Raw genomic sequence first — 14,563 nt, 5'->3', positions numbered from 1 at the left:
TCCTCTCTACTGATCGATAGTTCCGGCTGACGACTGGGTTGCTCAGATCCGAGTGTAACTTTGTGCTGACTTGAAACCCTGGCTATGTGTTTATTAAAACGTACAGGAAGAGTAACTTTCATTGCTTCAACGTCCTCACATATGTACTGACAGGCGCGTTTCCACTTATTTGAGTATAAATCCCAGCAAGACCCATTTACAAGTTTACCCTAATCCACCTTTACCACTACGTTTCACGTGGAACTTTTACATCCATAATAAAGACTTCGCTTCAATTAACGAGCGAAGTCTTCTATTGCTGCCCTGCTTATGGACATCCTGCAATGAAAAGAAAGGATGAGGGCATACATTGCACCTTGATCTGACTTTATCAACTTTTCCCGATGAATGGATCAAGTACCGCCGTTTACTTTTACCGGATAATGAACCGTATATTCCGTGCCTTCAATCCAGCTGCCCGTCACATGGTCACGCCCCTTAACGACAACGCGATCACCGTATACGTCCACCTGTAAACTCTCACTTCCCTCCAGATGCTCATCCTCATCGGTCCAGAGATAAGCTACGGAAGAGGCATTAAACATCGTTGGCATCTGTCCTTTACCTTCGTACATGGTACGCTGGGCCTCCAATTGCCAATGGGTGTGCCCGGAGAAGAGGATGACCTGCGGATAACGACTTAGAACAGCCTTTAATGCTGCGTCCTGATTCACGCCATACCAACCCTGTTCCTTCATGGAACCCGCCACCGTATCCATTAGCGGTTGATGGAGAAATACGAATATCGGCTGCTCAGGCAAAGCTTGCTCCGACAATTTCATTTCCAGCCATTGCAGTTGAGCGACAGACATATCACAATCTTTCGGATGAGGCTGCTCCGTACCCAGAAAGATATAATGATAACCGTTGATCCAGTGGTCGTGGTACGATCCGCTCATCCCTGTAGTTGCTGTAAAATCGTTCAACCGCTTCTGCCATAATTCTTCTACTGAAATGGATTCCTGCGGTTTCTCAATATCTTGGGCCTCTCTTTGTCCCATATTCTCTGAATGCCCCAGCACCTCACCCACCTCATGCTGGGTCATTGTGGTTAGGTTCAACGGCGGATCTCCCCATAGAATGGCTCCTATATCATGATTACCTAGGGTGTAACGTATTGGAGGCAGTGAATCGCCTTGAGCCTGCAATATACGCCGCAACTCCTGGTATTCTTGCGGTAGTCCACGGTCGGTCACATCGCCCACGTGCATAATTCCACTGCTTCCATGGCTATATGTTGCGATGTCTTCCAGCGCGCTCTCCAGATGACGGTTATGGATATGATCAGCCTGCTCTCTCACATGAGTGTCAGTGATGACCTGAAAGCTGACTAACGGCTGTTCGTGTTTATTTTCATTTCCCATCAGGAATCACTCCATTTCAGTCCAATAATGCCAATCAGAATGAAGCCCATCCAGACGATCGACATCGCCTTCAGACGTTCTCCCAGAAAGTAATGTCCCACGATCCCAATCAATGTAATGCCTACGCCCGACCAGATGGCATAAGCAACACCAAGCGGCATATACTTCACAGCAAAATTCAACAGTGTAAAGCTCGCTCCATAACAGGCAAACATAAAAATGGATGGCCATAATCGGGTAAAACCATCCGAGACCCTCATCAGAATGGTACCGCTGAGCTCCAATCCAATCGCCAGGGCAAGCAGTATCCATCCCGTATACGAATGACTCGTCATCGACTTACCTCGACTTCCAGCAATTCATGAAATGAACGAACCGTAAGATCCGCAAGCTTGATATGAGCAGGTTCACCGACAGCAATCTTCCAGGCAGCCCCCGCAGCGCGTGCCATCTCCATATCACCATCCGTATCGCCGATCACGACAGCTCTTGCAGTAGGTACACCCAGACGCTCACACGCCAGCAACAACATGTCAGGAAACGGCTTTCCTCGTCCTACCTGATCCGTTCCTACAACTACGGTGAAAAAAGATTCAATACCCATCCACTTCAAATGACTTAGGGCATTTTCTGTCTCATCTGCTGTGACAACGCCCATTTTCATTCCCTTGCTTCGGCACTGCTCAAGAAAGGCAAGGACGCCTGGGAGGGGCTGAGCAGGGCGTTCCTTATTCATGGCGTATTCTGCCTGTAGCAGGCATTCCCTCACGATTATTTTCGCTTCCGCCCAGCTTAATCCTGCACGGTAACCATGCCAGGTCAATACGGCGTAGACTTCCTCCATCGTTCCCATGGCAAGGGGTCCTCGCACATCATAGCCGTTCATTCGTCCCTGCTCATCATGGAATGTTCCCCATATGTGAGGAATCTCTGCTGAATTGAATGGAAGACCACGGGCAGCAAGCTCCTCCCGGAAGTTCTCCATCACACGATCGGTCCAGAAGCCCCACATGGCTGTAAAATCAAGCAATGTCCCATCCTTGTCAAACAAAATAGCCTCAATTGGGGTCGAAAGGCTCCCCAGCGTTAATTCGGGCATCGATTACGCTCCTTGTCTGCTGAATTACTAGGTCAGAAAAGCGGTACATGTCTGCACCGCTCCTCCAAGATAAGCTTGTTTCCCTTGTTATTTCACACGATCCAATTCTTTTTGAGCCTTTTCCTTAGCTTCTTTCAGTGCTTGTGCTGCTGGAATGTTATTAATCTGTACCTGATCTGCTGCATCCTTCAGCGCATCATTGATTTTGCCTCCGGTCGGGTCCTGGAAAGGAGCCGAAGCATGGGAAGCCTGCTGCAGTGGAACCTTGATTTGCGGGTTCTCTTCACTGAACGTTTTGAATGTAGGATCTTCCTGAGCAGATTGACGAACCGCAATGTAACCTGTGTTCATGGACCATGCTGCTGTATTGGCTGTTTCCGAGAAATACGTCAGCCACTTATAGGCTGCTTGCTGCTGTTCCGGACTTGCTACAGCCGGGATGCCTGCCATGATGGCACTCGCTACAGGTTTGCCTTGGCCTACACCTTCCCAGCCCGGTTGTTCCATGGCTGCAACGATACTGAAATCCAGATCTCCCTGATCACCGCTGGAGCCGGTGTATCCGGCTGCTTTATTTTTCATGACATCATCAATCGTTTTGTACCAGTACTCCCAGCCTTGGCCGCCAAAATGAATTCCCATGGTCTTGTCCTCATTAATCCACTTGCGGAACAACTCCCACGTCTCTACCCATTCCGGTGAATCAATCATTACGGTCTTGCCATCATCACTCAGAATTTTCCCGCCCTTACCCAGCACGGCGTCGATCATGTTATCGCTACCCCACATCGGCTCCCAACCATAGAAGGTTGTCTTGCCATTCTCCTGCTTGCTCATCTTCGCTGCCGCTTCAGCAAGTGCCTCCCACGTCGTCAGAGTTGCAGGATCGATATGATTCTCTTTCAGCGCATCCATACGGTAATACATGATCTGAGTTGTTCCATACATCGGTAAGAAATACTGCTTGCCGTCTACTTTCCCCTGCTCCAGGAAGGTCTGCACGTAGTCTTCCTTGTTAAAGCTCTGATCGGCAGCGATCAGCTCATCCAGAGATGCATAATACCCTTTGCGTGCCCAGTCGATATTGGAGCTTAGTACAGCGGCAGGTACTTTTTTCGAGGCAATGGCAGCCTGAAGCTTCTGTTCAGTCTCCGTGTAGTCTGCTTGTACAATCCCTTTCACAACAACCTCACTCTGGGATGCATTGAAGGCATCAATTGTCTTCTTCATGTTATCGCCCAGGTTACCACCCAGACCATACCAGAACTCAATTTCTACCGGACTACTTGATGCAGAATCAGCTCCATTCGCCGCTGCTGCTTCTGAACCCTTGCCTGTGCCGCTATCGGCCGAGGAACCACATGCAGTGATCAGGGCGAAACTTGCAGCCAGTACCAGTGACATGCCCCCTCTCCACCTGAGCTTTAATTTGTTCCGCCATTTCATACTCGCTTGACCCAATTTCATTTTGATTCCTCCTATATAAAGTATGTTGTGAAAATCAGTTCTTGTTCACGCCGGCAGTAATATTCACACTCTGCATGATCGTTTTCTGGGTAAACAGGAAAAGGATAAGCAGCGGTGCAATGGTAAAGGCACTGGCAGCCATGATCTGCGGCCATGCCAGACCGTAGGCTCCACCTTCCACGAAAAAGCTGCGCAGACCTGCGGATACCAATTGCAGATTCGGGTCTTTGGTAATAAGCATTGGCCAGAAATAGTTGTTGTACTGGTCAATGAATGTAATCAACACCATCACGGCAAACGACGAACGAACCAGCGGCGTCATAATGGTCCACAGAATGCGGAAGTGTGACGCTCCATCCAACTGTCCGGCTTCCACCAGTTCGTGAGACACCTGCATGAATGCCTGACGGATCAGGAAGATGGAGAACACACTGACACAGTTGGACACAATCAGTCCGGTATAGGAATCCAGCAATTTAAGCTCGCTGAGCACCAGATAACTGGGCAGATAAACAGCTGTACTCGGAATCATGTAGCCTACCAGGATCAATCCGGTGAGTACCCCTTTCATGCGAAAACGCATATGGGTAAGTGCGTAAGCCATCATGCTTGAGTTGATGACCTGGATCAGACATATCGCTGCCGCTACCCCTGTGCTGTTCAAAATGTAGCGGAAAAATGGCGCAGACTGCCACGCATCCACATAATTGTTCCAGCGGAACGTTTCGGGCCAGAAGGTTGGCGGGAACTGCCAGATCTCATCATTGGTCTTGAAACCGCTAATGACCATCCAGTAGAACGGAAATGCCATCGTCAGACTGATCAGGGCAAGCAGCAAATAACGGAGTGCGGTGGCAAATCCTTTTCCCCCACTAGGGATCTTCCGTTTCTGCGCTTCCTCACGACTATTATCTTTTCTGGTTTGTTTGCTTAGAGCGGTCATGTTCATCAGTAGTGCACCAGGCGTCGGCCGAGCAGGAAGGATACCCCTGACAGCAGAACGCAGATCAGAATAATAACAACGGCGATGGAAGAAGCCTCGCCTACATTGAAGGATTCAAATGCAGATTGATAATACATATAGAGCAGCGTCCTTGTTGATCCAGCCGGTCCCCCTTGAGTCATCACGTTGATCTGGTCGTAGGCCTGAAGCGACTGGATCGTCAGGATGATGGACAGAAAAAACGTAGTTGGCGAGATTAACGGCAGTGTAATGCTTCGGAACTTGTCCCAGCTGCCTGCCCCATCAATCGATGCTGCTTCAAGCAAATCGGATGGCAGATTACGCAATGCGACCAGGTAGAATACCATGGACCAGCCGATCGATTTCCACAGCGTGACGATGAGAACAGCTACCAGTGCCCAGTTTGCATCTCTCAGCCAGCCGATCGGGGAAATCCCGACCCAGCCAAGCAACAGATTAGCAAGCCCCACTTCCGGCTCGAAAATCCAGGACCACGCAATGGAAACCGCGACAGTCGGGGTCACCCAAGGGGAGAAAAGAAGCGTCCTGAACAGACCGGAGGATTTAATCTTGCTGTTCATGAGCAGTGCCAACGCCAATCCACCAACGATCGTGGGCACGACACTTCCAAGACCGAACAACAGCGTAACTTTTAATGAACGGTAAAATTCAGAATTGGTTAGCAGATAGCTGTAGTTATCCAAACCGACGAATAATTTGTCAGGACTCATGAAGTCCCAATCCGTAAAACTCAGATATACAATGTATCCCAAGGGCCCCAGCCAGAAAATGAGTAATGGGATAAGGGCAGGAAGGGTGAAGAGAACCGCTTCTGTCTCCCTCCATAGTTTCACACGCAATTCCGCACACTCCTAATCGTCCAAATTTTATTTAATTTTTCTAAAAATCAACCCTTCAAACACCCTTTATTCTCTTCTGTACAAAAATGATTGTATAATACATTTGAAAAATGTAATTCCGGGTTATGTTAAAATAACGGGAGGTCATGTAAAATATGAAATGAAAACAGGGAGTCCCATCCATATACTAGAGGTGAGATTGTGGGAAAAGAAGCTGCCGAGGACCAAAATCATTCTTCGTCGTCCTATCGGCCTGAGCTGAGGGAGAAAGTGATTGGCGCGATTGCCAATACGATGGATCTATACGGAGTCAATCATTCATTTGGCCAACTGTATGGCATTATGTACTTCGAAGATCGGCCCATGACGCTGGAAGAGATGAAAACGTCCATGAACATGAGCAAAAGTAATATGAGTTACGCTGTTCGTTCTCTTACCGAATCTCAGATGATTTATAAATTGGAGGAAAAGCGGGAACGTCAGGATCAGTATCTGGCCGAAACCAACTTTTTCCGTACGTTTCAGAACTTCTTCGGGGCCAAGCTTCAACGGGAAATCGACGTGATGCAGGAAAGCCTTCGGGAGGTCATTCCGCAGTTATCGGAGATTATTCTCGCCAGAACAACTCCGCCGGAGGAACGGGAAGAGGCTTTGCGGGATCTGCATAAGCTTCAGCATGCCGAGCAGTATTATAATTGGTTACAGGGATTTGTAGATCAACTGCGGGATGGCGCGTTTTACAAAGACGCTCCGCATGAAAGTGATTAATGCAGCGTTTGCGCTTTATTATGAATAGCATTCACTCCGTTCGTTAAACTAAAAAAGCCGCTCAGCGAGCGACGATGGTTGCAGGACTTGTTCTGGCTTTAAATGATCAAAAGGGGAGCCCCGCCATGTTTTTCATGGTTGGGGCTCCCTTTTTGTTGTTATAGATATGGTTACCTTATTTCTGTGCCGCAGCCTCAATGTCTGCATAAGCCCAGTGTGCTGCAGGTACGTCTGTAAAAGATGGTGTAGTTACGCCTGTTGCCGGCGTCCGTTTGAACAGTACATTTAGTACTTTCACAGCTTCAGCGCGGGTCAGTTTGTTGTCCGGTTTAAATGTACCATCGTTGTATCCAGTCATCAGGCCAGCCGATTGTACATAGGTAATCGCGTCGGAAGCCCAAAGGCCAGCAGATACATCGGTGAATACAGAGCCATCTGTTGCTTGTGATGTTCTGCTTGGTGCGTCTGTGCTTTGTTGCTGCATCCAGCGGTACGCAATGGTTGCCATTTGTGCACGGGTGATCGAACCCTCTGGTGCAAATTGAGTGGCATTCATGCCATTCATGATGCCTGCGAATTGCGCTTTTTGAATATCACTTGCTGCCCAATGGGTGGCAGATACATCGGTGTAGTTTACAGAGCTCGCCGATGCGGTTCCCGCTTCCTCAGACAGATTACGAGCCAGCATCGCTGCCATTTGCGCACGGGTTACAAATGCATCCGGGCGGAAATCAGCACCAAATCCGTTGATATACGGGTTATGCGAGCCTTGGGAAGCTTTCAGTCCATCCACCACGACGAGCGTGAACGTGCTGAATTTGTTAACTGTAAACTCGATGCCTTCACTGGAGTCGCTGAGCTTCACCAGTTTGCCTTGAATCAACTCTCTCGTACCGTCACTGTGTTCAATGTATACAGCCAGGTTGTCCAATGCTTGCTGACGGGCAGCAGGATCGGTTGGAAGACTGCCCTGCAGTGGCAATGTCAGTGTTACTTCATGGCTTTGCATATTTGTTTCAATTTCAACCGGACGAGCCAATACTTTTACGTTGGAATTTGGAGTAATCTGTTGGATCAACCGCTCCGTCTTCGCACGTTCTTCCACTTCTTTGCGCTCGGATTCCTTTTTCAATGGAACGACGCGGAAGTACAGATCCTGGTCAAATCCGGCAATCGACCTCGTTGGAACCGAGATAACAGCGTTCTCTGTGGAAATCTCAAGGTTAAGCCCACCATCATTTAGCTGCTTCACCGCTGCTTTTGGCAGTTCGATGCGTGTCTCGGACACCGCATCTTTGGCGTCAGGAATGACAATACGTGCTGTGTTCATGTTCAATTGCTTCGCTTTTTCAACCGATTCCTTGGCAATCGCCTCAGACATCTTCACGAGGTCCTTGATCGTACCGTTGGCCTCGGTTGTACGTGTAATTGGTGTTTTGGTCAGGTTCGTGCCGTTAGCTCCGTTGACATCAACCACGATTTGTTCCTGTTTGCTTGTTGGCGCAGGCGTGGAGGTAACCGGTGCAGTTGTGGACGATCCACCACCTGTACTTCCACCCGGGTTAGGGGTTGAACCATTTCCATTATTGCTATCGCCATTTGCCGTGAAGTCAATCTTCACCGCGCGTCCTGGCAATTCATCGCTGGTGGCTTTGTAACGAACCCATACCGTTTTGTCACCACTAAAATCGAATTTCTGAATGGAGGCAACATCAATCCAGTTCCGTTTGCCATCAAGGGAAATCTCCATCGTGTCATTCAAGCCCGTTATCTTGTTGTTTATATCATCCCCCGTTACATTCGGGGCCGTAAAGAATTGGTTGATCACATATTGTAGATTCCCAACATCCTCGTAGCTGTCTTGTTCGTTAAGCACCCATTCCGCCAGTTCCTTACGGCCTTCAGGACTGAGGTCAGCTCTTTTGGATAAATCAAGGGCACCTGTACGTCTAAATTTATAGTTATTGAAGAATGCCTCACCTGCAATCCATTCGTTCATGGCATGATCTAGCCATTGATCCATTAGCGGAATAGAAGTAGCTTTCTCAAAGGACTCCAAAGGCATAGAAAAGAGATTCAGCACAATGTCCGGATTAACAATATCCCCTTTAAATGCTCCTTCCAACCTTTCAAAAGCCACTAGATGCAGGTATTTATAAGCCCAAACGCCTTTATCTACTTTGCTACGTTCCAAATGTTGTTGCCCAAGACTGCGTAGCAAATATGTCTGTTGGTCATTAAAATAATCTGGTCCATCCACCAACTGCTGTGCAAATAAATCCAGTTTGTTCTTAAGAACATCAAGCTCCTTCTGCTCCCAGATGGATTGCGCCAAAACAGCGAGTTCAATCATATATTGAACCTGTTCTTTATTTTTGTAATCTTTCTTCACATAATCCATAAGGAAACCAGCAATGAACTTTCTCTCCTGCAATGATAAAGCACCGTACCCACTAGGTAGAGTAATGCTCAGAGCAGGATTTTCCATGGCCAGAATCATACCATTAATATCGTTGCTACTCTTTGCAGCATTTACGGCAGCCAACGCATCAGTTTCATTACCGGGGAAAAATTGGTTAAATACAGTCTGAATGGCTTCAAAACTTGTATATCCATTAACCGGTCTTTGAGTAAGCATATGATCAGCCAGCTGCTCCTTCTGTTCTGGCGTCAGGTTATCCATTTTGCTTGTATCCAAAGCGAAGCTCGTTATCGGACTTCCTTGATTCGCATTGTTATAATCCAGAGTGTCCTCATAAATTTTATAGAATTTATCCAGTGACGTTAACATTTCCTCAGTCGTGTTTGCACGATTAATGAAAGGTGTTTCTTCCACAGCTGTGTCTACATATCTCAAAACACGTGAAATGGAAGGTGTTGTTTTGAGTCTAAGTTCGTATAGATAAGCCGTTGTGCGTTTATCTACCTCGGAGGCATTGCTATATGCAGCAATGAGTGGATAGAATTTATCCTCAGCACTCGGATAATCAAAATGATTTATTCCTTCTGCTTGCTTCGTATACAGGTCATCAAGTGCAGCTACTGCATTCGGTCCACCGATTTGGCGAGTCACTTCAAGGGCTTTCAGAGCTAATTGCACCAAGAACTCAACTTGCCCCTTTTTCTCGTATCCATTGCTTGTTGGCGCCTCGATATCTAATAAGTATTTTGCAATAGCCTCCTGATCTTCTACAGGCAAAGATTCAAAATCAGGCGTACCAATGAATTGCTTATTACGAAGCAACAAAATAACATCTTGGATAAAGTCATTGCTGTTGCCTCGGTCTGCATTTTTTTTGAGTTCGTTGTACTGATCCAGTTCACTCAGCTGCACAGTGAATTTGATAGATTGCATTTGATACGCAGCTTCCAAGTTATTTCGATCTTTAACAACTACATTGAAATAGTACGTATCGCCTTCTACTAAATTCGTGATTATTTTCGTAAATGTACCATCTGTAGATTCTGAACCATTAATCGGATCACCGTAGGGATGACCTAACGTTCCGCTGATTTGTTCCATGTCTGCAAGATCAGGAGCATTGGATATGTAAACCTGGTAATTTACATCAGGTGGTGTAGAAGAATCGGATTCGGCGTACTTCCAATTTAGTTCAATTGAGTTCTCGTTCACATACTTTATCGTTAATAGACCATTATTTCCTGGTACCGGATCCGACGATGCTTCTGCACTTACCTTTCCTGCTGGTGCTGCCAACCATGGAGCTACTAACACCAATATGAGCAGCATGCTAATTATTTTCCTGTACTGCATATACGCTTTCCTCCCTCATCTCGCTTATCAAAATATAGGCCTATTGTAGTACACAGCTCTGAACGGATTCTGAACATTCACCCCAATAAAAGGAAAAAATCCGGCATGTAGGGAAAAACAGGCCGGATTTCAAATATTTTTCGTCATTATTCATCATTTTTCTTCGAGTAATTACAGAGACCTACACATCACAAAATTCAAGAGACCTGTCACGTCTCCCTACTCTTTAACCGCTTCTTGCACAACAACAGGGAGACCTATCAAAGCATCGTGTACCCGCCAGGGCTATCCCCTTCCCAGAAAACAATCTTGTTTAGGACAGGCTTGTCAATCTATACTTCCGCCCAGATGCACAAATTTCAGCACTCTCGCAATATTCTCGGTTGTACGCTCCACATTCTCCGGGCCTTCGCGTAAAAGTTGTTCCAAATCAGCCGCCCCCGGCACAATACCAAACACGGCATCAATGCCTTCGTTGTACAACGTATCTATTCCTTCACCAACGTAACCCGCCATTGCGATAACCGGTTTGCCCGCTTCCTTGGCTGCCCGCGCTACACCGTAAGGGGTCTTGCCAAATTTCGTTTGAAAATCAATGCCGCCTTCGCCTGTAAACACCACATCTGCATGTACCAGCTTCTCACGCAAGCCCGTGTATTCAATGACAATCTCAATGCCTTTGCGAAGCACGGCCTGTGTAAAAATCAAAAGCCCTGCGCCCAAACCACCTGCTGCACCAGCACCGGGCACATCACGTATATCCTTGTTCAGCTGCTGCTTCACCACATCCGCATAATGGGACAGATTTGCATCCAGTAGCTGCACCATTTCCGGTGTAGCCCCTTTCTGCGGCCCGAATACCCGTGAAGCGCCATGCTCCCCGCATAACGGATTGGTCACGTCGCATGCGACAATGAATTCCACGTCCTGCAATCGCTCATCCAGGCCGGATACATCGATATGAGCAAGTTGATCAAGTGCCCCGCCTCCACGCACAAGTGGCTGGCCTTGTGCATCCAAGAACGTTGCACCAAGCGCTTCGGCCATGCCTGTACCGCCATCATTGGTTGCACTGCCGCCAATCCCGATAATGATTTTCCGAATACCCTGATCCAGACATGCCCGAATCAGCTCTCCCGTTCCATAGGTTGTCGTATGAAGCGGGTTACGGGTCTCCTTGGTCACCAGATGGATGCCACTGGCCGATGCCATCTCAATCGCTGCCGTTAACCCATCGCCCAGAATGCCATACTGCGCAGTTACGGGCTGCCCAAGTGGCCCGCTCACCTCTCGCTGGTGAATCGCTCCCCCAGAAGCATCCACCAGCGACTGCACTGTGCCTTCCCCTCCGTCAGCCATTGGTACATGAATATAACTCGCGGATGGGTAGATTTTACGCAATCCTTTTTCCATCGCCACACATACTTCTTTCGCTGTCATGCTCTCCTTAAATGAATCCGGCGCCAGTACAAATGTCGCCTCTCCCATCTTCTCTCACTCCATCCGTGTTATTAAAGGATAAATATTGGATCTCATTTGGTGAACTCCCGCTTCAAGTTCGAAATGCGGTTGTGCATACTCCGAAACACATTCAGAACAGCCTGTTGCCCGGACATCCGTGGCGGCAGGCTGCTTCATGCTTTTATTCCTTGGAACCCGGATCTTCGTTTCCCGGCTTATATTCCCTTAACTTCCCTTCATATACCAGCCGTAGTTGTTCACTCTGGCGAAAATCATCCGGGGTCACTAGCGCAGGCAGCTTGTTCCACAGTTTAATGCCTGAGCGTTGCAGAATCTCGGCAACAAATTGCGAGCAAAAGTAGGAGTTGCTGAACTCCACCGGCTCCTTTAATGTAATGCCAATCACACCCAGCAAATTGTACATATATTTCTGGCGGCTGCGAATGAAGATGTGCAGCACCCGCTTCATCTTTTCCACTTCACGTTCCGTCACCTGAAGCTCATAAATGACACATGTAGTATTCGGATATTTGCTGTATGTACCTGTCTGAATGTCTTCCTTAACGAACCCGCCATTCAGCGGATTGCTGGGATGCTTGCGGCCGAAGCTGTACAGCTCGGATAATTCCCGGTCAAATGAGATGGAGGCATGATTGTAAGGTGCTCTGGTATAACTCTGGATCACTTTGGTAAACAACGTTCCCGTATTGGTAAGCAGGATATAGATCGAGCGTTTATCTGTCATAACGAAATTTCCCCTTATCAAGTTCACACTATTCCTTCATAATAACATAGGTACCCTATATTGAAATCTTACTTCTGGATAAGCAGGTGATCATACTTGAGCAGTTCACTTTTTACTTTAACACTGATTTTTATAGCTTTATTGGTCATACATATCGTATACAAAATCATTACGAAGCTTCAGCCGGACAAGGACTATTCGGGCATTGGCAACAAAATTAAAACCTGGTGGGGCATGTTGGTCATCTTCTGTCTTGCCACTCTCTTTAATCCGATTGTCTCCTTGATCTCCCTGATGGTACTCACATTTTTCGCTCTCAAAGAGTACTTCTCCATGATCCGCAGCACCCGCAAAGCAGATCGCAGGCTGTTTCTATGGGCGTACCTGGCTATTCCGGTGCAGTTCTACTGGATCTATATTGGATGGTATGGGATGTTTATTGTGTTTATTCCGCTGTATGTCTTTCTGGTACTGCCCCTGCCACGTCTGATTAATAAGGGAACGGTTGGCTTCCTGCGTAGTGTCAGCTCGACGCAATGGGGATTGATGCTGATGGTATTTGGACTTAGTCATCTGGCGTACTTTCCGTTTGCATCACCGGAATATGGTTCAAAGCTGGTTCTGTTTCTGGTCGTGTTAACCCAGCTGAATGATGTGGTGCATTATCTGGCCTCGCTCTATCTGGGCAAACGCAAAGTGGTGCCCACCGCCAATCCTTTTTTGACATGGGAAGGGTTCGCCTGTGCATTCGTTGCAACCACCGCTGCCTCTTATTTCATTCATCCATATCTGACCCCGTTTGATGCACGGTTTGCGCTTTTCATCGGTGTGTTAATTGGTCTGGCGGGATTCTTCGGAAGTCTGACGGTTTCTGTCCTGAAACGGGACTTGTTAATCGGGGATGACAATAAGTTCGATGCACTGAAAAAAAGCTACCTGAGCCGGGTCGACAGCCTGACGTACACCTCTCCGGTCATGTTCCACGTGGTGCGTTATTTCTTCGACTTTATGTAGGCAAGCAGTCGTATCCGTTAAGATACGAGAGCGGGGTACACCCTGGATTAAAAATAAGATATAACATTGCGGCATTACAAAAAGCAGCCTTAATGGCTGCTTGCACATTTATGAGGGAATGAGAGACGCACGCATAGTGCGTCTGTTCCACCCTTTCTCCATTGGAATCAAATGATAACAACACCGCACATGACTAAGGCTCTGCCGTATTATTATTTTAATTTAATTTCCTTTTCCGAAGTGACTTCGTTCCCCTCTTCATTGGTAAACACAAATGTCGCTTTGCCCCGTTCACCCTTCATATCATCCGAATAAATAAACCCGGAGAATTGCCCGTCACCACTGATGTAAAATCCTTCTTTTCCATTTGCGCCATGTTCGATCGCTTCCTTGTAGGAATTCACAATCGTTACCATGTTGGACATCCAGCGCATCTCGGACAAAGCGTAGCCCTCAGGAATTTGTTTGATCGCAAAATCAAAGCTATTGCCCTTGGAGGGCTTATCCGTCTGGTCAATCACGATCGTGACCTGTTCTTCCGCATTAGCGGAAGATTCCGATTTAGCCGAGAGCTTGCTCTCACTCCCGCTTTCGTCCGCCTGATTATTGTTATTCTTCGCCTCCATATTGGGAACGGAGCTCTTTCCCGCTTCCTCTATGGGCTGCTTCGATTGCGGATAAGCATGTTCCTGTACGGATTCATTGTTGTTTTTCGCTCCACACGCACTGGTTAACAGCAGGGCACATAGGGCAGACACCCAGAGTATAGATTTATTTTTATAGATATTCACCATTGGAACTCCCTCCATTTTATCTAAAATAACAAGCACGATGCATTCATCAAAAGAGAACTTTCCAATCAGCACCTTCTATAGTAATTACTACACCATATCGTCTCACATTAAGCTCCATATTATGTAAATGAGTTATAAGATAGCTCGATTATGCGTGTTCACCAGCATGGATCAGGCGCAAAAGGGGTCAAAGCAAGCGATCGGACGTTCCCG

General features: G+C 47.4%; 12 protein-coding genes. 2 read left to right on the top strand and 10 right to left on the bottom strand.

Annotated features, from left to right (window positions below; translation table 11 throughout):
- Nucleotides 1-392 precede the first annotated feature (392 nt).
- From ACFTRD_RS21290 to ACFTRD_RS21265, 6 genes are all read right to left on the bottom strand, one after another.
- Complete coding sequence (locus ACFTRD_RS21290) at nt 393-1,403, bottom strand: metallophosphoesterase family protein (RefSeq protein WP_379383497.1); 1,011 nt, start codon at nt 1,401-1,403, stop codon at nt 393-395.
- Nucleotides 1,403-1,738 (bottom strand): DMT family transporter, encoded by a 336-nt coding sequence (locus ACFTRD_RS21285; protein ID WP_192271912.1) that lies wholly within the window; start codon nt 1,736-1,738, stop codon nt 1,403-1,405. Before ACFTRD_RS21285 ends, ACFTRD_RS21290 begins: the two co-directional genes overlap by 1 nt.
- The gene (locus tag ACFTRD_RS21280) at nt 1,735-2,502 is read right to left on the bottom strand and encodes an HAD family hydrolase (RefSeq protein WP_379383494.1); all 768 of its coding nucleotides are present in this window, start codon (nt 2,500-2,502) and stop codon (nt 1,735-1,737) included. The genes ACFTRD_RS21285 and ACFTRD_RS21280 overlap by 4 nt, the downstream gene beginning before the upstream one ends.
- 87 nt (nt 2,503-2,589) lie before the next feature.
- Nucleotides 2,590-3,969, bottom strand: coding sequence for an ABC transporter substrate-binding protein (locus ACFTRD_RS21275; protein WP_379383492.1), 1,380 nt, complete (start codon nt 3,967-3,969; stop codon nt 2,590-2,592).
- A 34-nt stretch (nt 3,970-4,003) separates the two neighbouring features.
- Entirely contained in the window at nt 4,004-4,918 is a 915-nt protein-coding gene (locus tag ACFTRD_RS21270) for a carbohydrate ABC transporter permease (protein WP_379383490.1), read from the bottom strand.
- The gene (locus ACFTRD_RS21265; RefSeq protein WP_192271918.1) at nt 4,918-5,793 is read right to left on the bottom strand and encodes a carbohydrate ABC transporter permease; all 876 of its coding nucleotides are present in this window, start codon (nt 5,791-5,793) and stop codon (nt 4,918-4,920) included. Before ACFTRD_RS21265 ends, ACFTRD_RS21270 begins: the two co-directional genes overlap by 1 nt.
- A gap of 201 nt (nt 5,794-5,994) precedes the next feature.
- Between ACFTRD_RS21265 and ACFTRD_RS21260 the strand changes: the two genes are divergently transcribed.
- Entirely contained in the window at nt 5,995-6,561 is a 567-nt protein-coding gene (locus tag ACFTRD_RS21260; protein WP_379383487.1) for a GbsR/MarR family transcriptional regulator, read from the top strand.
- A gap of 175 nt (nt 6,562-6,736) precedes the next feature.
- Here the strand turns inward: ACFTRD_RS21260 and ACFTRD_RS21255 are convergent, their stop codons facing one another.
- The 3 genes from ACFTRD_RS21255 to ACFTRD_RS21245 all read right to left on the bottom strand — a co-directional run bounded on the left by ACFTRD_RS21255 (nt 6,737) and on the right by ACFTRD_RS21245 (nt 12,542).
- Nucleotides 6,737-10,336: a DUF4073 domain-containing protein gene (locus tag ACFTRD_RS21255; protein WP_379383485.1), complete on the bottom strand. Its 3,600-nt coding sequence runs from the start codon at nt 10,334-10,336 to the stop codon at nt 6,737-6,739.
- A 327-nt stretch (nt 10,337-10,663) separates the two neighbouring features.
- On the bottom strand, nt 10,664-11,824 hold the full coding sequence (locus tag ACFTRD_RS21250; protein ID WP_379383483.1) for a glycerate kinase family protein: 1,161 nt from the start codon (nt 11,822-11,824) through the stop codon (nt 10,664-10,666).
- 154 nt (nt 11,825-11,978) lie between these two features.
- Nucleotides 11,979-12,542 carry a hypothetical protein gene (locus tag ACFTRD_RS21245; RefSeq protein WP_192271926.1) on the bottom strand — a complete coding sequence of 188 codons (564 nt, stop codon included), beginning with the start codon at nt 12,540-12,542 and terminating at the stop codon, nt 11,979-11,981.
- Between the two features lie 96 nt (nt 12,543-12,638).
- On the opposite strand from ACFTRD_RS21245, the gene ACFTRD_RS21240 reads away from it, so the two are divergent.
- Nucleotides 12,639-13,556 carry a phosphatidate cytidylyltransferase gene (locus ACFTRD_RS21240; protein WP_192271928.1) on the top strand — a complete coding sequence of 306 codons (918 nt, stop codon included), beginning with the start codon at nt 12,639-12,641 and terminating at the stop codon, nt 13,554-13,556.
- Between the two features lie 212 nt (nt 13,557-13,768).
- Here ACFTRD_RS21240 and ACFTRD_RS21235 read toward each other — a convergent pair whose 3' ends face one another.
- Nucleotides 13,769-14,350: a hypothetical protein gene (locus tag ACFTRD_RS21235; protein WP_379383480.1), complete on the bottom strand. Its 582-nt coding sequence runs from the start codon at nt 14,348-14,350 to the stop codon at nt 13,769-13,771.
- Nucleotides 14,351-14,563: the final 213 nt, after the last annotated feature.

The organism is Paenibacillus sp. NPDC056933, from assembly GCF_042674385.1.
GTDB lineage: Bacteria > Bacillota > Bacilli > Paenibacillales > Paenibacillaceae > Paenibacillus.
The sequence above is the reverse complement of the archived record's forward strand: the minus strand, read 5'-3'. Positions and strand labels throughout refer to the sequence as shown.